The organism is Tessaracoccus antarcticus (genome assembly GCF_003688855.1).
GTDB lineage: Bacteria > Actinomycetota > Actinomycetes > Propionibacteriales > Propionibacteriaceae > Arachnia > Arachnia antarctica.
On the sequence record NZ_REFW01000002.1, the window covers coordinates 557041 to 581283 of the forward strand.

Below are 24243 nucleotides of genomic sequence, written 5' to 3' on the forward strand. Positions count from 1 at the left end.
TTCGCGGCGTCCGGCTTGTGCAGGTCCGTGAACAACACCCATGTGATTTGTCGTGGATCAGCTGTTTTGGAGCCGCCCCAGCGTGATGGCCATGCGCAGCACGTAGGCCTCCCGGGCATCGGTGGGGTTGTACCCCGTGGCCTCCTGGATGCGCTTGATGCGGTACCTCACCGTGTTGGGATGGATGAACAGGGCCCGCGACGTCGCCTCCATGGAGGAGCCGCTGTCGAGGAATCCGACGCAGGTTTCCAGGAGTTCCTTGGAGGCTGCCAGCGACTGGTAAATGGCCCCGCCGAGGGTGCGTCGGGCATGTCCGTCGCCGGACAGTGCACGCTCCGGCAGTAGGTCGTCGGAGAGCATGGTGCGCGGTCCCTCAGGCCACGCGGCTGCAGCGCGGTAGCCGGAGGCCGCGGCGCGTGCCGACTGGGGTGCGCCTGCGAGACCGTCGGCGGCGGGGCCCACCACGATGGGCCCCTCGGCGAAGTACGGTTCCAACCGGGCCACGAGCTGGCAGGCTTCGTGCGAGTCGGTAATGGCCTCACCACCGAAGATGCACACGAGCCGGTCGCCGTGGGGTGAGGTCAGCAGGTCCAGGCCGAGCTTGGTGGAGGCGCGACGCAGGTTGTCGAGGTTGGCCTCACGCGGGGTGGCGGCAATGGCCACGACCACCCTCGATGCGGTGTTCCAGCCCAGGGTCGACGCGCGCGACAGCACCGACTCGTCCGTCTCGGCCCTGACGACGGCGTCAATGACGGTTGCCTCGATCCGGGAGTCCCACGCTCCGCGGGCCTCGGCGGCGCTGGCGTAGATGTTGGCGGCGCCGAAGGCAATCTCGCGGGAGTAGTGCACGATCCCCAGTTGCAGCGCCTGGCGGTCACCTCGGGGCAACAGGAGATGGATCTGTTCTTCCACGACGTCGGTGGTGGTGCGCACCAGATCCACCGTCTGCTGAAGAGTGATGCGCCCGGCCATCGCGCGCGGTGCGGCGTCGAAGACGGTCTCGGGCGAGAAGTCCTCGCCGGCGAGCCAGTTGACGAACCCGTCGATGCCGCTGCGGGCCAGCACATTGATCCAGGAGCGTGACTCCGCGTCGAGCTGCCCGAACCATTCGTGCCGGGACTCCATTGCCGCCAGTGTGGCGGTGTTCATGGCACCGGTGACGGCCCGCAGTCGCTTCAGGATCGCGACCCGGGTGCGTTGCGAGCTGACCTGGGCGGGCAACGTTCCATGGCGCGGCGGGGGTGGGTTCATGGAGGACACCCTATGCCGAGGTGGTCGCACAGGGATGGCGCACGCCGGCGGTCATGGCCGACCCGTTGGCCGTCACGGCCGGTCCATCAGACCGTGGAGTGTTGCGTCGCCGTCGCGGACGATGAGGTGCCGCCCCATGCGGTGGAGCTCCTGACCGGGGTTCAGCTCGAGGGTCCACACGGTCCTGGCGTCGGAGGGGTCGATTGCCACGATGCGAGGCTCGTCCTCCCTGTCGCCTGACTCGTACATGTTCTCCCCGATGTAGAGCGACTCCGTGCCGTGGAGGGTGACGGCGTAGGGGTCCGCCGGCATGGTGCCCACCTCGTGAAGGTGGCGATCGAGGAACGTCAGCGTCTGGTGGTGAAGGACTCCGAGATTGCCCTGGGGCAGCGGGTAGACCCACCCAGGGGGGCTTTCGAACACGTCTGTTGTCAGGGGGGACCCGGTTCTCGGATCGACCTCGCGAAGTTCCTGGACACCGGAGTCCGGCGACGAGGTGGGCGGGGCCCACCGGTAGAGGTGGGCTCCCAGCGGGGTGAGGCTCCCCACCTCCGTCTTCCACAGTTCCCGGCCCCGCAGATCAAGGACGGTCGTTCCCTCCTCCTCGTCATGGCGGTCCCAGACGACCACGTCGCCCACCCGGGTGTAGAAGTGGAGGTCGGTTGCGGTTCCCCGGACCCAGGACGGGGTGCGCCCGTCCGCCATCGAGAAGAACGAGGTGTACAGGAGGGGGTAGCCGTCTCCCGTCGAATAATGGATCTGGAGCGTCGCGTCATCGATCTGCCGGACGGAAAGCGTGTCGGCCTCGGCGGGGGAGCCGGGGAGCTGACGGCTCCAGATGGGTGTGGCGAGATCGTCGGGCTCCACTGCCGTCAGCACGTTGTCGTCGTCCACGAGGCCGATCATCGCCCCGATCGGGACGACGTGCCGCAGTGTGGTGTCAGACAGTTCCGCACGCTGTGCCCCCGTCGCGGCGTCGAAGAACGTGGCCCGCAGGACCGGACCGGGATCCTTGTCCACGTACTCCAGGGCGGCCACCAGGTGTGCGCCGGGTAGGCAGGTGACACCCCAGTGGCCGGGCAGATCCACGTCCCAGAGAGTGTCGCCCGTCTGCAGATCGAGCGACCACACCCGGCCAACCTCCGACAGGATGGCGTGGTCCTCAGACGACGAGTACTGGCACTCGTGCCCGCCGTCGGCGGCCCAGGCGATCTCCGGCGCGGTGGCGAAGTCGACCACCGATGGCGCGGGCGCGGCCAACCCCGGGGCGTGTGGCTGCAGGAGCACCAGGGTGAGGACCAGGGCCACCACCACCGCGAGGAGCCCCACGATCAGGGCGGAAAGACGTCCCGGACGTTGTGCATGCCCCGGCCGGTCGACCTCCGGTTCCGCATCCGTCGGGGCGCCGTGGTGCTCGGGCAGACCGGGTGGGGGTGTCGACGGCGGGGCGGCGAACGTCGGGTCTCCCGGTCGTGGCCGGCGGAAGGGGCGGTGGGGATCCTCGCCGCGGGCCCGGGGAGTCAACGCGTGCTCTGGAGCCCGTGCAGCGTGCCGTCACCGTCGACGACGAGGAGGTGGCTTCCCAGTCGTTCCAGATGTTGCACGGGCTCGAGGTCGAAGGTCCACAGGATGCGGGCGCCGCCGGGATCCACGGCCGAGAGCCGGGTCTGCTGGGACTCGCCCGGCTGGGCGATGTTGGATTCCGCGTACAGAAACCTCTCGCCCGCGTAGGAGGCGAGGAAATTGTCGAACTGGACGGTCGGCTGCTCGGCGAGGTGGTCGTCGAGGATGATCAGCGAGTTGCCCCCCATCACGGCGACGTGCCCGGCTGCGCCGTCGACGACGTAGTCGAACGCACCGTCGTAGGTGTCGCCGTTCAGCGGCTTGCCGGTGCGGGGGTCCACTTCTCTGAGATGCGTCATCCGGCCCTCGGGGGCGGAGCCGCGTGTTGACAGGTAGAGCCGCGAGCCGGAAGCGCCCAATTCGTCTCGACCCGGTTCCCACAGATGGCGGCCACGCAGGTCGAGAATTGAGGGGTCTCCGCCCTCGTCCGCGTCAAACGTGAGCAGAACGTCGCCGATCCGGAAGAAGACCGTGTGTTCCGTCGACGTCTGCGCCCACTCCGGCGGGGTGCCGTCGGACAACGTCAGAGAAACCGCGAAGCCCTTCGAGCCGCCGACGGAACCCTCCTCCACCCAGTAGTGGAGCTGGACAGACTCACCGTCGATGTTGCGCACCCCGATGACGTTGTCCTCAATCGGGGATCCGGGAAGTTGACGCGACCAGAGCGGCTTGTCGAGTTGGTCGGGGCGAACGGCCGTCAGCATGCCGCCGGCGTCCACGAGTCCGAGGTTGGGACCCAGCGCGATCACCTGCACGACGGAGCTGCCGGGAAACTCGTGCACCTGTTGGCCCGTGACGGCGCTCAGCAACACTGTCCTCTGGACGGTCTGAGTCGCCGTGTCCAGCAGCGTGACGGCCACCAGGTCGAGTTCGGACAGGCAGGCCACCTTCCCGTACCTGCCAAGGTCCAGACTCCAACGCGTCCTCCCGTTCGTCAGATCGATCGACCAGACGCGCTGTGCATCCGTCAGGATCGTGTGGTCCCCCTCCTGCGGCGGGCTGGCGCACTCGATCCCGCCCGCCGAGGTCCAGGCGATCTCCGGCCCTGTTTCCATGTCAGCCACGAGTGGCTCGAGCCGCCACGGCGACGGCTGGCTGCGGGTGCCCGGCACCACGAACGCAACAACCAGCGCCACGATCACGAGGCCCAGCAGTAGTGGCGCCCACACGACTGGTCGTGTGATCGGCGTCACGGGGGCAGCGTCGGGGTGCCCGGCGCCCGGTGCTGCATGGACGGGTTCTTCCCACGGCTTCCACACGGACTGGTGGAAGTCGGGGTCGAGAATGATCGGGTTGGCGTCAGTGGCGGGGACGGATGCCGCTGCTGCCGCCGGGCCCTCCACGGCGTCACCGTGCGCAGGGTCATTCTGCGGGCGGCGGAAGGGTTGGTCCGGATCAGTCATCCCGGCCCCTGGTGACGGCTTTCACGGCGAACTGCTCCTCAGACCCTGGACGGTTCTGCCGCCATCGTCGAGCACCACGAGGTGACGACCCAACTGTGCGATGCGCTGACCGGGCTCGATGTAGAAGTCCCACACGATGCGCGAGCCGACGGGGTCGATGGCCGTGAGACGTGTCCTCCTCGCGTTGCTGTCCTGTTGCATGTTTCCGCCGGTGTACAGGAAGTCTTTGCCGCTGTAGGTCCCGCCGTAGTCGACGTCCTGCAACGTGTCCTGTGGACGAAGGTTCTCGTCGAGGATCGTCAGGGAGCCGAGCAGGGAGACCGCGATGCTGCCACGGGGGGCGGCCGACGCGTAGTCGAAGAGACCCACGAAGACGTCGTCGTTCACCGGTTCGCCGGTTCTGGGATCGACCTCACGCAGTTCGTGCACACCCGGTTCCGAATCTCTGCTACCGGGATACGTCACGTAGAGGCGGGACCCGGAGATGGTGGGTGTCAGGTTTTCCAGACTCCACAGTTCCCGTCCCTCCAGGTCCAGGACCGACACGTGGCTGCCCCACTCCATGTCCTGGTGCCACAGGACCACGTCTGACAGCCGTTCGTAGAACTGGATATCGGTCAAGGCGTTGCGGGACCAGGCGGGGGCGCTTCCGTCCTTGAGGGACAGGATTGGCTGGAAGGATTCCCCGCTCTCGCCCGTGCTGGTCTCGGAGGAATACCAGAGCTGCACCGTGTCCCGGTCCACCGGTTCGACGTGGATGTCGCTGAGGTGGTCCCCGGCGCCGGGAAGGCGCAGACTCCACAGCGGGTCAGCCAGTCGCCCCGGCCGCACGGCGCGCAGCATGTTGCTGGTGTCCACCAGGCCGATGTTGCGGCCCAGTGGAATCACCTGCGCCGTGTCTTCACCGGGCACGTCGGTCACCCTGCGTCCGGTCGAGCCGTCCAACAGGACGATGCTCTTCACCGTGCCATCGGGCCGGTCGACGATGGAGACCGCCACCATGTCCGCACCGGCGAGGCACGTCACGCGCACATCGCCGCTGGGGACGTCCACGCTCCACCGGGTCCGGCCGTCGCGGAGGTCCAGGGACCAGACGCGCTGATGCGCGGTCATGACGGCGTGATCCTCGTCGAGCGGCGCATCACACCTCTGACCACCCTCTGCACGCCAGGCGATCTCCGGCGTGCTGGTCAGGTCCTCCACGATCAACGAGGGCGGCCACCCCGGAGAGTGACGCAACCCGGGGATCAGCGGCGCCAGAGCGATGGCCACCACGATTCCGACAGCCACGGCGACGATCGCCACCCCGGGGACCCTGCGCGCGCCCAGCAGGACCCGTGGCGTCACGGCGGTGGCGCCGTTCGCGGTGCCCTCATCCGCATGCGATCCCACCACCCCGGCCGGAGCTTCCCACGGGTTCCAGACCGACTGGTGGAACTCAGGATCCAGGATCATCGGTTCGGCCGGCGGCGGGAGTTCCGAGGCGGGCCGCTCGTGTGTGGGCGCCTGATCATCATGGGGCGCGCCTGTCGGGGAGGGCCGCCGGAACGGTTCGTCCGGATGCGTCATCGGTGCCCCCTCTCCGGAGCGCATCGTCGCAACCCCGCCCACGAATGCTACCCCGCACCGCGTGGCCCGGGCCGGTGTACTGGAGGTGGTTGACGGGGTCACGCACTAGAGTGCGGATGCATGTCGTCAGTGGCGTCCGAAGTTGCTGAATCCCTGCGTGAGTACGCGTTCTGGCTGGAACGCGGCATGGCGGACACCCACCGCATCAAGGCGTACCGCCGGGCCGCTGACGTCGCGGCCGGGCTCACCCCCCGGGAAGTCGACGGACTCCACACCATCGCAGACTGGCAGTCGCTGCCCTCGTTCGGCCCGAGCACCGCAGGATTCGCCACCGAGGTCATGCACGGCGCCACACCGTCGAAACTGACGAAGGCCCGGGCGGCCGGTGCAGAGCCCCTTGATCCGGGTGGCGCACAGCTGGGTGGCGCACTGCGAGGGGACCTCCACACGCACACCAACGCCTCAGACGGGGGCTCGCCCATGTGGGAGATGGCGGAGGTCGCGGACCGGATGGGGCGGGACTACCTCGCCATCACCGACCACTCACCCCGGCTCCGGGTGGCCAACGGACTGTCCCGCGAGAGACTCTTCGCACAGTGGGAGGAGATGGAACGACTCCAGCCCGACCACCGTTGTCGACTGCTGCGGGGGATCGAGGTGGACATCCTCGCCGACGGCGCCCTCGACCAGGCCGAGGACATGCTGGCCGGTACCGACGTCGTAGTGGCCAGCGTTCACTCAGACCTGCGGGGCAGCAGCGAGACCATGACGCGCCGCATGGTCGCCGCAGTGTCGAATCCGCACACGCTGGTGCTCGGTCACTGCACCGGTCGGCGGCTCCAGGGGGACGGGTCGTGGCGACCACAGTCGCAGTTCGACGCCGAGATGGTGTTCAGTGCCTGCGAAATGTTCGGCGTTGCCGTCGAGATCAACTCCCGACCGGAACGCCGGGACCCTCCCATGCCGCTGCTGGAGCTGGCACGCGACCTCGGCTGCCTTTTTGCCATCGACACCGACGCCCATGCCCCGGGTCAGATGGAGTTCTGGTCCCTGGGTGCGGCCCGGGCCACCGTCGCGGGCATCGACGAGGACCGCATCATCAACACCTGGCCGTTGGAGTCCCTGCTGCATCACGCGCGCCGCCGCCGCCCATGATCGGTGTCACCATTTCCAGCTCCGACGTTGTCGGGTCCAGCGGATAGGGCGAGCTGTGTCCCGTGGGGATGAACCCGAGTCGCTCGTAGAACCGGTGGGCCGGATGCGCGTTCTCGTGCACGTCAAGGAACAACTGATCGAAACCGCGCTCCGCCGTCCATGACCGGACAGCCTCCATCAGCTGCGTGGCGGTGCCATCACCGCGGTGACCAGGGGTCACGTAGACACCCATGAGCCACGCACGCGGCGGGGAGTAGTTGTGGAACTCGCGGACGGCCATCTGCCCCACCCAACGTCCGTCAGGCTCCACGGCGACGAAGACGGCTGAGTCGGGTAACAGCTCCGATTCGTGACGCGTGATCCATCTGTCGTCATCCCACTCCATGACGTCGCAGAGACGGTCGCCGAAGGAGTGTGGTGTGTCGGCCAACATCTCCAGCCTCAGCTGCCTCGAGTGTTGCCACTCGTCGGGTCGGGCCACGCGGATGGTGAGGGCATGCACAAGCCGGGGAGGTGCGCCCTCGCGCTCTTCCCCGGCTTCCACGTTGATCAACCCTTGACAGAACCGGCCAGCAGCCCCCGCACGAAGAAGCGTTGCAGCGACAGGAACACGATCAGGGGAACGATGATCGAGATGAATGCGCCGGCACTGAGAAGGTGCCACTTGGCGCCCAGGGTGCCTGACAGTTCAGCGACCCGCACGGTCAACGGCGCCACGTTCTTGTTGCCGCCGGCGAAAGTCAGCGCCACCAGAAGGTCGTTCCAGACCCACAGGAACTGGAAGATGCCGAACGAGGCAATGGCGGGCATCAGGAGGGGGAGGAGAACACGGAAGAAAATCTTCACATGTCCCGCCCCGTCCACTCGGGCCGCCTCGATCAGCGACGCCGGGATCTCCTTCATGAAGTTGTGCAGGAGGAAGATCGCCAGTGGGAGCGCGAAGATGGAGTGCGATAACCACACAGTCCAGAAGGAGCCGGCAAGTCCCCAGTTGACGTACTGCGTCAACAGCGGCACCAGCGTCACCTGGATGGGCACCACCTGCAGCGCAAAAACGGCGACGAACAGGATGTTGCGTCCGGGGAACTCGATCCAGGCGAAGGCGTAGGCGGCGAGCAGGGCCAGGGTGATCGGGATGATCACCGAGGGAATGGTCACCACGAACGAGTTCAGGAAGAACGTGCTCAGGCCCGTGGAGGAGCCGAACAGCGTCTCCTCGTAGTTGTTCAGGGTGACGTTCGGGTTGGTGAACCACGTCCACCACCCGGTCTTCCGGATGTCCGGCTCAGGCCGAAACGATGTCAGGAAGAGACCGAACGTGGGGATGGTCCAGATCAGGGCCAGCAGGATCGCGATGCCGGAGGCCCACGGTGATGAAAGGCGCCCCTTGGCGTCGATGGCCCGCTTCTCCGCGCGGGTCAACTTGCGCTCCTTGCGGAACATCGGGTCGTCGGAGAACTTCGCATTCGTCGGCTCCACCGTGTCCACAATGGCGTACTTGATTTCTTCACTCATCGTTCTCCCTCCGAAATCCTCATCTGGCGGACGTTGTAGATGACGATCGGGATCACCAGCACGAACAGGATGACGGCCAGGGTGGCGGCGATGCCGTTGTTGCCCTGGCTGAACTTCTGGCTGTAGAACTCGTTCGCGATGACTGACGTCTGGAACTGGCCTCCGGTGGCGGTGCGCACGATGTCGAAGATCTTCAGGGTCGCCATGGCGATCGTCGTGATGACCACGATGAGAGCCGGCCGGATGGAGGGCACCGTGATGTTGAAGAACGTGCTGAGTGATCCAGCGCCGTCGATCTGTGCGGCCTCGGTGATCTCGTCGGGGATCGCCTTGATGGAGGCGGACAGGATGGTCATGGCGAAACCGGTCTGGATCCAGATCATGATGACGATCAGGAAGCCGGTGTTCCACGGCGGGTTCAGCAGGAACTGCTGGGGTGGCAGGCCGAGCCAGACCAGGATCTGGTTGGCGAAGCCTGTCTGGTTCGCCGTTGCCGGCTTGTACTGGTACACGAACTTCCAGATGATCGACGCGCCCACCATCGAGATCGCCATGGGGAGAAAGATGAGCGTCTTCGCCAGTTTCTCGAACCGGGTGCGATCCACGAGCACGGCGTAGAGCAGGCCGAACACGGTGGACAGCAGCGGCACCGCCACCACCCACGCCAGGGTGTTCAGCAGGATGATCTGGAAGTCTGGATTGGTCAGGACCGTGACGTAGTTGTCGACGCCGACGCTCTTCCTGCCGGCGGCGTCACGGAACGAGTCGAAGATGGTGCGGAGGCCCGGCCACAGCAGACCGAAGGCCAGCATGATGACGGCGGGCAGAAGGAACCCCACGGCGGGGATCCAGCGGGGAAGTTTTTCCGAGACGTACAGGATGAACGCCATCACGCCTGCGAACAGCAGTATGGCGACGAACATCACAAGGATCTTCTCGGCAGGCGTTGTCGCCTTGAGTAGCCAATCCATGGGCATCTCCTCTCTGAGATGTCTGGTGACGCAAACCTAGTGGGTGGGAGCCCGAATGTGGGCCACAATCCCGAGGGAGTGTGGCCCACATTCTGTGCATTTCAGCGGGCTCGGGTCAGGACTTCGGCCAGGAGGCCTCGATGGTGTCGAGGACGTCCTTGCTGCTCTTGTCGAGCGCGATCCAGTCGGTCATGCCCTTCCAGAACGAACCGGAGCCGACGGCACCGGGCATCAGGTCGGAACCGTCGAAGCGGAACACGGTCTTCTCATCGGACAGCAGCTTGAAGGCCAGCTGATCGATGGGGGACTTCAGGTTCGCGGGGTCCAGTTCCTTGTTGGCGGACAGCCAGCCGGCGGGCGAGGCCTTGGCCTTCTCGTTGCTCCACTCGGGTGAGGTCAGGTAGGCCTGGAAGGCCTGGACCTCGGGGCGGTCGGCGAACGCCGTGGCGAACTCGCCACCACCCAGGAGGGGCTTGACGTCGGCGTCCTTGCCGGGCAGGTAGAAAGCGAAGACGTCGCCGTCCTCGGCGATCTTGGTGCCCTCGGGCCAGTTGGCCTGGTAGAAGGACGCCTGGCGGTGCATGTAGCACTGGCCGTCGAGGATGGGCAGGCCCGCGTCGCCGAAGGCGGTCGTGGCGATGGTCTTGACGTTGCCGTAACCACCGTTGACGTACTTGTCGTTCTTCAGGATGGCGCCTGCCATGTCGAGAGCCTCAACCACCTTGGGGTCGTTGAAGGGCATCTCGTGGTTGACCCACTTGTCGTACTCCTCGGGGGTCACGGTGCGCAGCATCATGTCCTCGAGCCAGTCGGTGGCCGGCCAGCCGGTGGCGGCACCGGACTCGATGCCTGCACACCACGGCTTGGCGTCAGGGTGCTCGGTGGCGATCTTCTCGGTGAGGGCCATCAGCTCGTCGAGCGTGGTGGGGATCTCGTAGCCACCGTCCGACATCAGGCTGGGGGAGTACCACACGAACGACTTGGCGTTGGCGCCCACGGGGACGGCGTAGTACTTGCCATCGACGGTGCCATAGCCCTTCCATGCCTCGTTGTAGTACTTGTCGACGTTGGCGTCGGCGGCTGCGGCCACAGGCTTCACGGCGTCCGGGAAGCGGTCCACGAGCGTCTTGAGGAGGCCGGGCTGCGGGATGTAGGCGATGTCGGGCGGGGAGCCGGCCTCGATCTTCACCGGCAGTTGTGCCTCGAATTCACGGGAACCTTCGTACGCAATGGTGGCCCCGGTGCACTTCTCGAAGGGCTTGTACGAGTCAATCTGGGGCTGGTCCTCGGGCGAGACGATGGAGGCATAGACCGTGACGGTCTTGCCGGAAAGGTCTCCGTAGGACTCATACGCTGCGCAGTCGGCACTGCTGGCGCTGTCGGTCCCGCCCGCGGTCGGCTCGCCGGGAGTGGCGCCACCGTTGCTGCAGGCGGCCAGGGCCACCAGAGAAGCGACCCCGAGGGAGGCCACGGCAAATCTGTTCTTCTTGCGGAACATCATCGTCCTTTCGAAACGGACCAGCCTCCGTCGGCTGGTTCAGCGATTTCCCCCAGTCAACCCGAGTTCTCGCCCGCACGACACAGGAACGGGTCACGAACCAATAACGATCTGTCCACGTTCACGTCCCGCGCTCCGGCGCGCCCAGGGGTTGCTTCCCGTGGTGCCGATTCCCTGGTGGCGGGCGGAACGTGAAACTTCACCGGGGTGGGGGGTATCTTGGACGCGATGCGGGCGGCTGCGGACTGCGGATCAGCCCTTGACAACCGAGAGGACTCACGTGACCCAAATGGATGAGGCCGGACCGATCCTCAATGGACTTCCCACCACTCTGCCGGACAGCGACCTCGACGAGACGGCCGAGTGGCTCGAATCACTCGACGGCGTCATCGAGCAAGGTGGGCGCCACAGGGCCCGGTACGTGATGTTGAAGCTGCTTGAGCGTGCACGGGAGCGCCAGATAGGTGTCCCGTCCCTGACGGGCACTGACTACATCAACACCATTCCACCGTCCCAGGAGCCGACGTTCCCGGGCGACGAGATGCTGGAACGTGAGATTCGACGCCTGCTTCGCTGGAATGCCGCCATCATGGTGCACCGCGCTCAGCGACCCGGCATCGGCGTCGGCGGCCACATCGCCACCTACGCCTCGTCGGCCACCCTGTACGAAGTGGGCTTCAACCACTTCTTCCGTGGCAAGGACCACCCCGGCGGCGGAGACCAGATCTTCTTCCAGGGCCACGCCTCGCCCGGTATGTACGCCCGCGCCTTCCTCGAGGGGCGCCTCCAGGAGGAGGACCTCGACGGTTTCCGCCAGGAGCACAGCCACTACGTCAATGGTGAGCTGCGAGCGCTGCCGTCGTATCCGCACCCCCACCAGATGCCCAAGTTCTGGGAGTTCCCCACGGTCTCCATGGGCATCGGTCCCATGAATGCCATTTACCAGGCACAGTTCAACCGGTACCTCCACAATCGCGGGATGAAGGACACGTCGCAGCAGCACGTGTGGGCATTCCTGGGCGACGGTGAAATGGACGAACCGGAATCGCGCGGTCTGCTGCAGACTGCTGCCAATGACGAACTCGACAACCTCACTTTTGTCATCAACTGCAACCTGCAGCGCCTTGACGGCCCTGTGCGCGGCAACGGCAAAATCATGCAGGAACTGGAAGCCTTCTTCCGCGGCGCAGGCTGGAACGTCATCAAGGCGGTCTGGGGTCGGGGCTGGGATCCGCTCCTGGCCGCCGACAGTGAGGGTGCTCTCGTCAACCTCATGAACTCCACCTCGGACGGCGATTACCAGACGTTCAAGGCCAACGACGGTGCCTACGTCCGCAAACACTTCTTCGAGCGCGATCCGCGCACCGCGGCGATGGTCAAGGACTGGTCCGACGACGACATCTGGCGTCTGACCCGCGGCGGCCACGACTACCAGAAGGTGTACTCGGCCTACAAGTCCGCCACGGAGTTCACGGGGGCGCCCACGGTCATCCTGGCGCACACCATCAAGGGGTACTTCCTGGGCAAGCACTTCGCAGGCCGCAACGCCACGCACCAGATGAAGAAGCTGGCACTGGATGACCTCAAGACCTTCCGCGACCGTGTGAACTTGCCCATCACCGACAAGGTGCTGGAGGAGGATCCGTACCGTCCTCCGTATGTGCGCCCCGATGACAACGATCCGCGAATGCGCTACATCCACGAACGTCGCCGCGAACTGGGGGGCTACCTCCCGGAGCGCCGCGGGGACCGCAAGTTCCTGTCCCTGCCCGGGGACAAGGCCTACGCCAGCGTCCGCAAGGGCTCCGGCAGGCAGGAGATCGCCACCACCATGGCGTTCGTCCGCCTGCTCAAGGACCTCATGCGGGACAAGGAGTTCGCGCCGCACGTGGTGCCGATCATCCCCGATGAGGCCCGCACGTTCGGCATTGACGCGTTCTTCCCCACCATCAAGATCTACAACCCCCACGGGCAGAACTACACGCCCGTGGACAACGAGTTGTTCCTGGCCTACCGGGAGGCGAAGAACGGCCAGATCCTGCACACGGGCATCAACGAGGCCGGATCGGTGGCCGCGTTCACCGCCGCCGGCACGTCCTACGCGACCCACGGGATCCCCATGGTCCCCGTGTACGTGTTCTACTCGATGTTCGGGTTCCAGCGCGTCGGCGACTTCCTCTGGGCGGCCGGTGACCAGCTCACCCGCGGCTTCCTGATCGGGGCGACGGCGGGCCGCACGACTCTGACGGGTGAGGGCACCCAGCACATGGACGGCCATTCGCCCTTGCTGGCGTCGACCAACCCCGCCGTGGTGTCCTACGATCCTGCCTACGGCTACGAGATCGCGCACATCGTGCGGAACGGCCTCGAGCGCATGTACGGGGAGAAGCCTGATGACGTCATGTACTACATCACGGTGTACAACGAGCCCAACGTGCAACCCACCGAGCCCGAGGACGTGGACATCGAGGGCATCCTCAGGGGCATGTACCTGCTGAAGGCGGGCTCCTTCGACGGTGTCGGCGAGGACGCGCGCCGCGCACAGATCCTGGCCTCAGGTGTGGGTGTGCCGTGGGCCCTTGAGGCCCAGCAGTTGCTCAAGGAGGACTTCGGCGTGGTGGCCGATGTCTGGAGCGTCACCTCGTGGGGCGAGCTGCGTCGCGAGGGCCTGGAACAGGATGAGAAGAAGTTCCTGGACCCGTGGGGCGAGTACGAGCCCACCTGGGTGGAGAAGAAGCTCGGCGAGGCGCAGGGACCGGTCGTTGCCGTGTCCGACTACATGCGCGCCGTCCCCGACCAGATCCGCCAGTGGGTGCCGGGCGATTACACCACGCTCGGTGCTGACGGATTCGGGTTCTCCGACACGCGTGCGGCGGCCCGTCGGTACTTCCACATCGACGGACCCTCCATCGCCGTGGCAGTGCTGCAGAGCCTCGGCACCACCGGGGACGTTCCCACGCAATGGGCTTCGGACGCCGCAAAGAAGTACCGGATCGACGACGTGACGGCCGGTACCTCCGGCAATGCTGGTGGCGACTCCTGACGGGACGCGCCGTCCAACGCACCGCCCTCCGCTGACTTCAGCGGGGGGCGGTGTGCGCTGGGGCCCCTTCATCTGGCAGGCTGGGGGCCGTGTACGTCATTCTTGGAAGGATCGAACTGTGAGTGCGGCTGAGGGGGCGGAGCTGCTCGGCCTTGAACCCGGCATGGTCGTCGAGGAAGTTGGCTGGGATGAGGACGTGGATGCATCGCTCCGCGAACACATCATGGACATCATCGACGCCGACATGGTGGAAGAGGCGCTGGAGGGCGTGGACGTTGTCCTGCTCTGGTGGCGCGACGACGACGGCGAAGTGGCCGATGGCCTCGTGGAGGCCATGACGGACCTCGCGCCGCAGGGCTACATCTGGCTGATGACACCGAAGGTGGGACGCGACGGCTTCATCGAGGCGAGCGACCTCGACGAGGGAGCCGTCACGGCAGGTCTGGCGTTGACAGGGACCGCCAACGTCAGCGCTGAGTGGCAGGCCCACAAAGTGGTCCGGCCCAAAAGCTCTCGCCGCTAGTCCTCTTTCCACACCCAAGGAGCTTCTCCATGCCCTCACGCATCGGCGTCCTGACATCGGGCGGTGATGCACAGGGCATGAATGCTGCTGTGCGCGCCATCGTCCGCGCCGCCATTCACCGCGGAGCCGAGGTTTTTGCCATCCGCGAAGGGTGGCTGGGCGCCGTCGAGGGTGGCGCGAACATCGCGAGAATGGGCTGGTCCGACGTCTCGGGCATCCTCAACAAGGGCGGGACCATCATCGGCACTGCCCGGTGTGTCGCCTTCCGTGACGAGGGCGGTCGCCGTCGCGCCGTGCGCAATCTCATCCAGCAGGGCATCGACCACGTCATCGTCATCGGCGGGGACGGATCCCTCACCGGCAGTGCCCTGCTCCGCGCCGAGTGGCCGGCCCACGTGGAGCAGCTCCTCGGAAGCGGGGACATCACACCCGAGCAGGCAGAGTCGCACCCCGTACTCCACATCGTGGGACTCGTGGGCTCCATTGACAACGACATGGTCGGCACCGACATGACCATCGGCACCGACTCCGCCCTTCACCGCATCACCGAGGCCATCGACGCCATCAGCTCGACGGCGGAGTCCCACCAGCGGACGTTCATCGTGGAGGTCATGGGCCGCAACTGCGGATACCTGGCACTCATGAGTGCCGTGGCAGGTGGCGCAGATTACGCCTTCCTCCCCGAGGTGCCTCCGCGTGACGGGTGGGAGGACCGGCTCGTGGAACTGCTGGCGCGGGGACGAGCCGCCGGTCGTCGCGACTCCATCGTCATCGTCGCCGAGGGTGCGGCGGACCGTCACGGGAGCCCCATCACGGCGCAGGGGATCCAACAGGCCATCGCCGAGCGCACCGGCGAGGCCGCGCGCATCACCATCCTCGGGCACGTGCAGCGGGGCGGACGCCCCAGCGCCTACGACCGGTGGATGGCCACCGCCTGCGGCGTCGAGGCCGTGAACCAGATTCTCGCTGCCGAGGCGGACACCGAACCGGTCCTGGTGGGTGTGAGGCGCGACGCCGTCGCCTGGCAGCCGCTGCTGGAGGCCGTGGACGAGACGCGCGGTATCGCGGACCACATCCGCAACGGCAACTACCTGCAGGCGGTGCAGGCCCGGGGCGCTGGATTCACCACCATGATCGACATCTACCGTGGCATCACCGAGGCGAAGGCGTCCAAGGAGGAGCGGGCCGGCGCGAAGCGGATCGCCATCATGAACGCAGGAGCCCTGGCGCCCGGCATGAACCAGCTCGCACGGGTGGCCGTCCGCTCCGGCATCGACATGGGCTATCAGGTGTTCGCCATCCAGGGCGGTGTTCCCGGGCTGGTGGAGGGCAAGTTCTCGCAGTGGTCCTGGTCGGACGTGGAGGGCATGGCCCACACCGGCGGCGCAGACATCGGGACACGACGCTACGTGCCGCAGGACACCGACCTGTACGCCATGGCCCGCCAACTCGAGGAGCACCGCATTGATGCGCTCCTGGTGATGGGCGGGTTCCACGCCTACGCCACGGTGCGGATGCTGGAGAGCGAACGACGCCGCTACCCCGCGTTCGACATCCCCATCGCCGTCGTGCCGGCCAGCATCGACAACAACCTGCCGGGCTGGCCCATGGCTGTGGGAGCGGACACGGCCCTCAACACCGTCGTCGATGCCATCGACATGGTGCGCATGTCCGCCTCGGCCAGCAGGCGTGCCTTCATCGTGGAGACCATGGGCCGCGGCTGCGGTTTCCTCCCCCTGGTGGGCGGCATCGCCGCCGGCGCCGAGAAGTCATACCTCCCGGAGCTGGGCATCACCCTGTCCGAGTTGGAGGAGGACATCGCCGCCCTCGTCGACGCCTTCGACACGGGCCGCAACTTCTACCTGGCCGTCATCGGCGAGGACGCCAGCGAGCACTACACCACCGACGTGCTACGTCGCCTCTTCGAGGCGGAGGGTGGGGGAAAGTTCACGGTCCGGCAGAGCGTCATCGGACACATGCAGCAGGGCGGCACACCGTCGCCCTTCGACCGCATCAACGCGACCCGGCTGGCCCACAACGCCATGGTGCACCTCGACAAGCAGCTCGCCGGGGGCACCGCCCACTACTCGGCGGCCTCGAGGGAGGCGCCCGGGTTGTTCGCCCCGTTCCGCGACGTCACGGACCAGATGGACTGGGACAAGCAGCGACCCCGCGAACAATGGTGGATGAACCTGCGCCCCGTGTTCCTGCAGCTCAGCCGCCGCCCCGGCCAGCAGTGACTGAAGGAGTCTTGGGGGGGGGCTCAGCCCCGACTGCACGGACCCCTACTTCGGCTCCTGACCGTCCTTTGCCGGGTCCGGCTGGCCCGTCGTCTCTAATGCGGTAGCCGGCTTGATCGCCTGCTGGGGTGGCAGCACGCCGTTGTTCTCGGATGCGAGGGGGGCCCATCGTCGGGCGAAGTCCAGAAAGACCACCTCCTGGGTGAGGCGGTACAGCTGCAGCAACTCCACCACGTGGCTCTCGTGGTACCCGTAGTGCAGGTTGCGGCCCGTGAATCGCTCCGGGATGACGGCGCCCGACGATGATCCCGGCGTCAGTCTCACCTCTGCCACGTCCTGCCACCGGCCGTCGGCGTGCGCCTGGAGGGTCGCGGAGCCCGCCCCCGTGAGGGACAACGTGTTGACGGGGGTGCGATCCACCAACATGTCGTAGGCGGGCGTGACGCTCTCGCCGATGACCTCCGCACGGCTGAGGCGGACGTCGTCGAATTCGACCACCGTGTTGGCCGGCCCCTTGTTGCCCGAGGTGAGCCGGATTTCGAGTGAGCACCCGGCGCGGGGTGCTGGGAACCCCACGTTGTAGGAGGCCCAGGATGTGCTTCGCAGCTTGGAGGTGGTGTGGAGCACCCGGTACTTCCCGGAGCACCGTTCGTAGGCCATGATCTTCCCCGAGGTTCCCGGAGCGCCGGTGGGAAGTGTGAGGCGGCTCCGCACCGCCAGCGTCAGGGGCTCCTCAGGTGTGAAGGTGCCGGCCTGGACGCTCTGGACGGCGCCCTGCCACGCGGCGCCATCTGTCACCAGTCGCAGGGCGCCCCCGGATGCGCTGATGGCGGAGCGGGCGTTCAGTGGTGACCAGTTCGCCGGGACCCCGTTGGTCACCTGTGACATGTCGGAGTTGCGCAGCACGTTGGGTGGAGGTGGGGCGGCGGCCGCGACGGTGGGAATACTCTGGAATGTGGTGTTCAGCCGGGATGTGCCCCACCAGAAGTCCCCTGAGGTGGCAAGGAGTCGCAGGGGTGCGGCGGGATACCCCCGCACCAGGTCGTAGCTGGACAGGAGGCCGGCCTCCACCTGCACCTCGCTGGCCTCCAGGAGCGGCCGCAACTCGGGGACCGTCTCGGTCACCATGGCTGTGGCGCGGGGTTCGTTCATGGTCTTGCCCCAGTAGGACAGGGCGATGAGCGCCTCGAAGTTGCCGTTGAGGACGGTGGTGCCGGGCGTCGTGGGGTACTCCTCGAACCACAGGAACCCCTTCTCACGGGACATGAACCCGCCCGCGGAGGTTGGAACCATGAAACTCTCAAACGTTTCCCTGCCGTACCGTGCCCAGACGGGGTCGCCCGTGACGTCCTCCAGGAGGACCGTCAGCGTGAGGATGTTGGCCTGCGCGAGGCCGGAATGCCAGGGCGCTCGCAGCGTCGGGACCGATGGGTTGGCGGAGTAGTCGAAGTCAAAGGGGAACCAGCGCGACGTGACACCGTCCACCACCCGGGTGGTGCTGTGCGCCACGAGATGGCCGGCAGCCGTGGCCGCGAGACACTTCTTCTGGGACGCGGTGCTGCGAGTGTCCTTCAACACCTGCCGGATGAAGTTGCCGATGTATTGGGGGTTGAAGGCTCCTGCAGGCTGCTGTCCGGTTTGTGGCGATGAAGGCATGCCGTTGTCCAGGACGTCGAATCCTGATGGGATCGGCGCCCCCACGCAGGCCTTGGTGGGGGCAACAGGGATGACGGGGGCCGGTGACCCGGACGCTGGGGTGAAACGCACCATGTTGTTGAAGACCCACATGGTCTTCCAGCCGTAGCGGGTCGGGTTGGTGGACGCCACGTCCACTACGCTGGCCCGAATCCAGCTCCGGCAGCCGTTGCGGCCCGTGACGGCGGTGTCGCACTCCGTCCTCCATGCGCGCCCGTCCAGGGTGTGTTCGCCGGGGGTGGCCAGCGGGTTGCCCGCCCACGGTCCACGAGGGCTCGCCCGGTACGTCAGGTTGTTGAAGGTCCAGCCGGTGGTGCTGACGAACGAGTTGCCCCTGGCAGCGACGGTGGTGGCGATGATCTCAGTGCGGCACCGCGTCACCGTGCTGCTGTACGCAGAGCATGCCGTGCGCCACGTACGGCCGTTGACGTGGTGGGTGCCGGGGGTGATGTAGACGTCCAGCGCTGCGGCGGGAGGGGTTGGGGACAGCCAGGTACAGACGAGGACCACTCCCATCACCAGGGCCATGGCCCGTGAGACGCAGCGCATCACACCTTGTCGCATCCTGTTCCCTTCCACCCCACATGTTCTCCCCGCACCCTTTCACGGATGGCGCATGCTCGGAAGGGGTCGGGGCGTGTTTCAGCAGAGGGGGAGGGCGAGGCCAAAGCTGGCGCTGGCCTCGCAGGACATGGCCCCCAGCTGCTGCACCGGGGCTGAGTCGCTGGCCCCACCCTGGGGAACTGTGGTGCGCAGCATCAGCACGTGCGAGTCCGTGGCCCTGCTGACGAGGGTGAAGGTGACGGTGTTGGCGATGCCGTCACTGCTGCGCACGCCCGTGAAACCGCAGCGGACACCGGTGCCGGCCGAGGCCTCCACCCCGATGGGCACCACCAGTTGTCGCGTGACGTCGCTGAACTGCGCCTGCTGGAGGTCCACGAGGGATCCGCACGACGCTGACAGGTCGGAGTCGCCCGGGTTGAGCGTGACCGCCTGCAGGCGCGCGTCCGTGCGGTCGTGACTGAGCCGCACGGCGCGACGCCCGTCCTCGATGAGATCGTCGCCGTACAGGAGCCAACCGGCGGGGGCGATGAAGGTGGCGTCGTTCAACACGATGGTTCCAGCCACCTCACTACCCTCGGGGGACGGTTCCGGGGACTGGGGGAGAACCGGTGCGGGGGGCACAGTGCCCGGCAACGGCGCGGCCGACCCGGCCGTTCCTGATGGTGTGGGGGAGGTGGGAGATTCCACGGAGGGGCTGGAGGGCGTCGTGGGCGTGGCCGCCACGCTCGCGGATGGCAGGACCACCGTCACCTCGCCGGGGTTCCGGATGATCACCCACACCAGTACTGCCACCACCACCATGGCGATGACCCCGGCTGCCAGCCAGCGACGCGTCCCTGCAGGTGGGCCGGTATGTCCAACCCCGTCGTCGATCGTCGCGGCTCTGCGCGCGGCGATGTGGCCGGGGGCGGTGCTCGCCACCGTCGGTCCCGGCGCGCCGGGCTGCCCGCTGGGGTCGTCGCGCTGGACCCCGCGTCGGGGGAGGGGCGGTTCAGGGATGTCGGAATAACTCATGGGTGGGGATGAATTTACCCAAGGGCTGGTCCTGAACTGAAACTCCCCGACGGTATGCGTGTCCTGGAGGGGTCATCCGGGCTGTCGGGTGCGGGGCAGCAGCCAGGCACGCTCGGCGTTGAAGCTGACTTCCACGTCATCGCCCTCTCGATGAATGGCATCCACGTTGGGATCGGCCACCACCGCGGTGATCGTGCCGTGTTCCGTCTCCACCTCGTACTCCACGTGGTCGCCGTAGAACACCGAGAACAGGACGCGACCCTCGTGCCCGCCGAGCCCACCGCCGGCTCGCGTGTCCACCGCCTTCAGGCGGATGGATTCCGGCCGCAACAACAGCACCACGTCCTCCGCGGCCGGGGCGTCCGGATGGGCGGGGACATCCACGCTGTGGCCCAGGACCTTCACGCGGGCCCTGCCCTGCTGTGTGGAGGTCTCCTTCTCGACGTCGAGGAAGTTGGCGCGGCCGATGAAGTCGGCCACGAACACCGAGGCGGGTTGCCGGTAGATGATGTCCGGGCTGGCGGCCTGTTCCACACGTCCGCCGTTCATGACCACGATGCGATCCGACATGCTCATCGCCTCCGCCTGGTCATGCGTCACGTACACGCTGGTGATGCCGAGGTGGCGCTGCAGCGTGCGGATCTCAATGCGCATCCGTTCGCGGAGTTTGGCGTCGAGGTTGGACAGAGGCTCGTCGAAGAGCAGCACCCTGGGCTTCATGACCATGGCGCGGGCCAGTGCCACGCGCTGCTGTTGCCCACCGGAAAGTTGGTTGGGTGCCCGGTTGGCGAGCGCTGACAGGTTCATGGACTCGAGTGCCAGGTCCACTTCTTCCCGCAGTTTCGCAGATGGAGTGCGGCGAATCTTGAGGCCATAGGCGACGTTGTCGCGCACCTTGAGGTGGGGGAACAGGGCGTAGGACTGGAACACCATGGCCATCGGTCGCTTGTTGGGTGGAGTGTCGATCATGTTCACGTCGTCCAGCGTGACCTGGCCACCGGAGGGGTCCTCGAACCCAGCGATCATGCGAAGCGTGGTGGTCTTGCCGCACCCCGAGGGACCCAGCAGCGTCACGAACTCGCCGGGTTCAATGTCGAGGTCGATGGCGTCCACGGCCACCACCTTGTCGGCCCCGTTGCCGAATTCCTTCGTGAGCCCCCGCAGGCGGAGGGTTCCGCTGGCGGTCGTGTTGTCGAGCAGCTTTTCAGCAGCAGCAAGGTCAGTCATGTCTTCCTTGTCCGTCAGGTGCCGGGTGTCGGCATGGGTGTGTCTGGACGGTCCCGGACGGCCAGCGTGAGCAGGCCGATGACCGTCAGCACAATGGCGATGAGGATGGTGCAGTAGGCGAAGGCGTTGCCGAAGCGTCCAGCCTCCACCTCGGAGAGGATCTGGGAGGTCATGATCCGGGTCTGCGGGGTGGTGATGAAGATGATGGCGGAGATGGTGGTCATCGAACGGGCGAAGGCGTAGGTCAGCCCCGCGAGGAGTGCCGGCCTGATCAGGGGGATGGTGACCTTCCGGAACGTGGTGAGACCGCTGCCCCCCAGCGAGGTGGAGGCCTCGTCGATGGCCGGGTCGATCTGTTGCAGCGCGGCGATGCCGGTTCTGAGTCCGGCGGGGATGGATCGCGCAATGTAGACCATGACGATCGCCATGGCGCCGCCCAGAATGGCTCCGCCGCCCGCCAGCGCAGGCAGGAAGCGCAACCCCCAGCCGTCGACGGGGCTGTTGTAGGCGATGGCGTAGCCGATGCCCAGCACCGTGCCCGGCACGGCCAGGCCCAGCATTCCCAGGAAGTCCATGACGCCCGCCGCGCGGCGCAGCTTGCGCACCACCAACCAGGCGATGAGGGTGCCCATGACCCCGGCGATCGGCGTGGCGATCAGCGCCAGCAGCGTCGTGGTGATGATGGCGTCAGACCCGATTCCGCCGAAGAGGTACCGGTAGTTGTCCAGGGTGAACTCGTTGTTGATCCCGAGGATCCTGACGAAGCCGCCGAGAATCACCGTGCCGTAGATGGTGATGATGAGCGCCATGACAAGCCCGACGGCGATCAGAACGGGCACGCGTGCGACGTTGGACGTGTTGAGCTTGATGGTGCCCGTCGGCTTGCCCGTCACGCTGACGGCTGAGGACCGGGTGGACCAGTATCGCTGCACGATGAACACCAGGAGCGCAGGTACCAGTAGCACCAACGAGTACGCGGCACCGGCACCCAGGTTGTACTCGCCGATGATGGCGATGTAGGCGCGGGAGGCGAGCACCGTGAAGTCGCCACCCAGGACGATGGGGTTGGCAAGGTCCGCGATCGCCTCCACGAACAGCAGCAGGAACGATGCCGCGAAGCCGGGGATGAGCATGGGCAGGGTCACGGTGAGGAATACCTGCCACTTGCTGGCGCCCAGGCTTTCGGAGGCCTCATCGAGTGCCGGGTCGAGTGAGCGCAACATGCCCAGCAGGTTGAGGTAGGCGATCGGGAAGAACGAGAGCGCCAGCACCACCGTCAGGCCGCCCAGACCGTAGACGTTCCAGTTCAGGCCCAGCAACTGCTTGGAGATGATGCCGCCGCGACCGAAGAGGGTGATGATCGCCGTCGCCACCGCGAATGGCGGCGAGACGATGGGGATGAGCGCCAGAAGGTGGACGAACTTCTTGCCCCGCCACTGCAGGCGGGCCTGCGCATAGGCCAGGAGGAAGCCCACCCCCGTGCCGATCGTTCCCACCAGGAGACCCAGCACCACGGTGTTGAGCAGGATCTTCCGGTTGACCGGCGAGGTGAACATCTTGGACAGGGTGGCGAGACCCTTGTCAGAAAAGGCGGTGGAAAGCGTCTTGCCCAGCGGCAGCAGGACGAGGAAGAACAGGATCGCGACGACGACGACGATGAGGGTGATGGTGACGGGGTCCTGCCGGACCCGCTTGCGTCGGCTCTGTTTCACGGGCGCCGCCACGCTGGGCGGCTCGAGTGGGGCGGGTGCCTCGAGGATGTCGGTCATGCTCGTTCCCTGGTGGTAGGTGTGCGGGCGCAGGGTGTTCCTCCGCCCGCACGTCGATCAGCGGTGGGCCTCACTCCTTGGGAGCGGTGGCGATCTCCTCGTCGAAGCGAGTGGTGAGCTCATCCTTGGCAGCGGCGGCCTTCGCGAAGTCGTAGTCCACGAGCGTGACGTCGGCGAGGTCCACCATGCGCTCGTCGCGCTTGCCGTTCGGGTTGGTGAACAGTTGGTAGGACTGGTGCTCTGGACCAATCTCCTGCGCTTCGGCGGACAGCGCCCAGTCGAAGTACTTCTTGGCCGCGTCGCCGTTCTTCGCGTCCGCGATGAGAGCGACACCACCGATCTCCCACCCTGTGCCGTCACTCGGGATGGTGGTGACGAGGTCCGTCATGCCCTGCTCGTTGTACTTGACGCAGTCGTGGCTGAAGACCACAGAGGTGGCCACTTCGCCACGGCCGGCCGACTGGGCAGGTGCGGAGCCGGACTTGGTGTACTGGAGGATGTTCGAGTGGAGCTGCTTCATCCAGTCCATGGCCTCATCCTCGCCACCACGGAGCACCACTTGCGTCCACAGGGCCGTGAAAGCAGTCCCGGACGTGGCGGGGTGGGCCATCATGATCTGCTTCTTGAGCTTGGGGTTGAGGAGGTCATCCCACTTCTGGGGAACCTCCACGCCCAGTTCGTCCAGAACCTTCTGGTTGGAGCAGAACCCGAGAACGCCCACGTAGACGCCGCCCCAGTAGCCCGCCGGGTCCATGTATTTTTTGTCGATGTCAGCGGCGGCGGGGGAGTCGTACTTCTCCAACAGGCCCGCGGTTGCGGCCACGTTGTAGCCGTCGACGGGTCCGCCGTGCCAGACGTCGAACTCCGGGTTGCCCTTGGACGACTCGAGACGTGCGACCGCCTCGCCGGAGGCCAGGCGGACGTAGCTGGTCTTGATGCCGGTCTTGGCCTCGAAGGCTGCGACCCAGGCCTGGCAGACGTCCTCCTGGTTGCCGCAGGCCACCGTCAGGCTCTGGTCACCGGCGGGGGAGCCATCACCGCCCGTGGTCTCGCCGTCGTCGATGGCGCAGGAACCGAGCAGCAGTGCGCTGATCCCGATGCAGGCGCCGAGGAGCCGGCCGAGCCTGGTGCTGTTGCGTGACATGTCTTCCTCCGTGGGAACGATGGGGGTACGGGCATCACT

17 protein-coding genes are annotated in these 24243 nt (G+C 66.5%); 4 read left to right on the forward strand and 13 right to left on the reverse strand.

All coding sequences use genetic code 11. The features are described 5' to 3' along the window. Positions 1-57: 57 nt before the first annotated feature. From EAX62_RS09885 to EAX62_RS09900, 4 genes are all read right to left on the reverse strand, one after another. Positions 58-1149, reverse strand: a complete 1092-nt coding sequence (locus EAX62_RS09885; protein WP_456119772.1) for a PucR family transcriptional regulator — start codon at positions 1147-1149, stop codon at positions 58-60. Between the two features lie 174 nt (positions 1150-1323). Next, positions 1324-2775, reverse strand: a complete 1452-nt coding sequence (locus EAX62_RS09890) for an outer membrane protein assembly factor BamB family protein (RefSeq protein WP_121901494.1) — start codon at positions 2773-2775, stop codon at positions 1324-1326. Continuing rightward, positions 2772-4277: a hypothetical protein gene (locus tag EAX62_RS09895; protein WP_121901495.1), complete on the reverse strand. Its 1506-nt coding sequence runs from the start codon at positions 4275-4277 to the stop codon at positions 2772-2774. Before EAX62_RS09895 ends, EAX62_RS09890 begins: the two co-directional genes overlap by 4 nt. Positions 4278-4298: 21 nt before the next feature. Then, positions 4299-5846 carry a hypothetical protein gene (locus EAX62_RS09900; protein ID WP_121901496.1) on the reverse strand — a complete coding sequence of 516 codons (1548 nt, stop codon included), beginning with the start codon at positions 5844-5846 and terminating at the stop codon, positions 4299-4301. 120 nt (positions 5847-5966) lie between these two features. On the opposite strand from EAX62_RS09900, the gene EAX62_RS09905 reads away from it, so the two are divergent. After that, positions 5967-7001, forward strand: coding sequence for a PHP domain-containing protein (locus tag EAX62_RS09905; protein ID WP_121901497.1), 1035 nt, complete (start codon positions 5967-5969; stop codon positions 6999-7001). Here EAX62_RS09905 and EAX62_RS09910 read toward each other — a convergent pair. The 4 genes from EAX62_RS09910 to EAX62_RS09925 form a co-directional block, all read right to left on the reverse strand. Next, a complete protein-coding gene (locus EAX62_RS09910; RefSeq protein ID WP_158600621.1) occupies positions 6946-7545 on the reverse strand; it encodes a GNAT family N-acetyltransferase in 600 nt (199 codons plus the stop codon). The genes EAX62_RS09905 and EAX62_RS09910 overlap by 56 nt on opposite strands. Positions 7546-7550: 5 nt before the next feature. Then, positions 7551-8516, reverse strand: a complete 966-nt coding sequence (locus tag EAX62_RS09915) for a carbohydrate ABC transporter permease (protein ID WP_121901499.1) — start codon at positions 8514-8516, stop codon at positions 7551-7553. Beyond that, a complete protein-coding gene (locus tag EAX62_RS09920; protein WP_121901500.1) occupies positions 8513-9487 on the reverse strand; it encodes a carbohydrate ABC transporter permease in 975 nt (324 codons plus the stop codon). The genes EAX62_RS09915 and EAX62_RS09920 overlap by 4 nt, the downstream gene beginning before the upstream one ends. 115 nt (positions 9488-9602) lie before the next feature. After that, complete coding sequence (locus EAX62_RS09925) at positions 9603-10988, reverse strand: ABC transporter substrate-binding protein (protein WP_121901501.1); 1386 nt, start codon at positions 10986-10988, stop codon at positions 9603-9605. A 286-nt stretch (positions 10989-11274) separates the two neighbouring features. Here EAX62_RS09925 and aceE point away from each other — a divergent pair, with 286 nt between their 5' ends. The 3 genes from aceE (at position 11275) to EAX62_RS09940 (ending at position 16791) form a co-directional block, all read left to right on the forward strand. Next, entirely contained in the window at positions 11275-14028 is a 2754-nt protein-coding gene (gene aceE, locus EAX62_RS09930; RefSeq protein WP_121901502.1) for a pyruvate dehydrogenase (acetyl-transferring), homodimeric type, read from the forward strand. A gap of 118 nt (positions 14029-14146) precedes the next feature. Further along, entirely contained in the window at positions 14147-14551 is a 405-nt protein-coding gene (locus EAX62_RS09935; protein ID WP_267897981.1) for a DUF3052 domain-containing protein, read from the forward strand. A gap of 29 nt (positions 14552-14580) precedes the next feature. Beyond that, positions 14581-16791, forward strand: coding sequence for a 6-phosphofructokinase (locus EAX62_RS09940; protein ID WP_121901504.1), 2211 nt, complete (start codon positions 14581-14583; stop codon positions 16789-16791). A 45-nt stretch (positions 16792-16836) separates the two neighbouring features. Here EAX62_RS09940 and EAX62_RS09945 read toward each other — a convergent pair whose 3' ends face one another. From EAX62_RS09945 to EAX62_RS09965, 5 genes are all read right to left on the reverse strand, one after another. Further along, positions 16837-19050: a D-glucuronyl C5-epimerase family protein gene (locus EAX62_RS09945; RefSeq protein ID WP_121901505.1), complete on the reverse strand. Its 2214-nt coding sequence runs from the start codon at positions 19048-19050 to the stop codon at positions 16837-16839. 78 nt (positions 19051-19128) lie between these two features. Beyond that, entirely contained in the window at positions 19129-20064 is a 936-nt protein-coding gene (locus EAX62_RS09950; protein ID WP_147454078.1) for a superantigen-like protein SSL4, read from the reverse strand. Positions 20065-20136: 72 nt separating this feature from the next. Continuing rightward, positions 20137-21291 (reverse strand): ABC transporter ATP-binding protein, encoded by a 1155-nt coding sequence (locus EAX62_RS09955; RefSeq protein WP_121901507.1) that lies wholly within the window; start codon positions 21289-21291, stop codon positions 20137-20139. A gap of 14 nt (positions 21292-21305) precedes the next feature. Beyond that, positions 21306-23060, reverse strand: a complete 1755-nt coding sequence (locus EAX62_RS09960; RefSeq protein ID WP_121901508.1) for an ABC transporter permease — start codon at positions 23058-23060, stop codon at positions 21306-21308. Positions 23061-23130: 70 nt separating this feature from the next. Further along, on the reverse strand, positions 23131-24204 hold the full coding sequence (locus EAX62_RS09965; RefSeq protein WP_121901509.1) for an ABC transporter substrate-binding protein: 1074 nt from the start codon (positions 24202-24204) through the stop codon (positions 23131-23133). Between the last annotated feature and the right edge of the window lie 39 nt (positions 24205-24243).

Coding starts and splice junctions, on each gene's coding strand:
- EAX62_RS09885 (WP_456119772.1), bottom strand. CDS start 1,149: ATGAACACCGCCACACTGGCGGCAATGGAGTCCCGGCACGAATGGTTC.
- EAX62_RS09895 (WP_121901495.1), bottom strand. CDS start 4,277: ATGACTGATCCGGACCAACCCTTCCGCCGCCCGCAGAATGACCCTGCG.
- EAX62_RS09900 (WP_121901496.1), bottom strand. CDS start 5,846: ATGACGCATCCGGACGAACCGTTCCGGCGGCCCTCCCCGACAGGCGCG.
- EAX62_RS09905 (WP_121901497.1), top strand. CDS start 5,967: ATGTCGTCAGTGGCGTCCGAAGTTGCTGAATCCCTGCGTGAGTACGCG.
- EAX62_RS09915 (WP_121901499.1), bottom strand. CDS start 8,516: ATGAGTGAAGAAATCAAGTACGCCATTGTGGACACGGTGGAGCCGACG.
- EAX62_RS09920 (WP_121901500.1), bottom strand. CDS start 9,487: ATGGATTGGCTACTCAAGGCGACAACGCCTGCCGAGAAGATCCTTGTG.
- EAX62_RS09925 (WP_121901501.1), bottom strand. CDS start 10,988: ATGATGTTCCGCAAGAAGAACAGATTTGCCGTGGCCTCCCTCGGGGTC.
- aceE (WP_121901502.1), top strand. CDS start 11,275: ATGGATGAGGCCGGACCGATCCTCAATGGACTTCCCACCACTCTGCCG.
- EAX62_RS09940 (WP_121901504.1), top strand. CDS start 14,581: ATGCCCTCACGCATCGGCGTCCTGACATCGGGCGGTGATGCACAGGGC.
- EAX62_RS09945 (WP_121901505.1), bottom strand. CDS start 19,050: ATGCGACAAGGTGTGATGCGCTGCGTCTCACGGGCCATGGCCCTGGTG.
- EAX62_RS09950 (WP_147454078.1), bottom strand. CDS start 20,064: ATGAGTTATTCCGACATCCCTGAACCGCCCCTCCCCCGACGCGGGGTC.
- EAX62_RS09955 (WP_121901507.1), bottom strand. CDS start 21,291: ATGACTGACCTTGCTGCTGCTGAAAAGCTGCTCGACAACACGACCGCC.
- EAX62_RS09960 (WP_121901508.1), bottom strand. CDS start 23,060: ATGACCGACATCCTCGAGGCACCCGCCCCACTCGAGCCGCCCAGCGTG.
- EAX62_RS09965 (WP_121901509.1), bottom strand. CDS start 24,204: ATGTCACGCAACAGCACCAGGCTCGGCCGGCTCCTCGGCGCCTGCATC.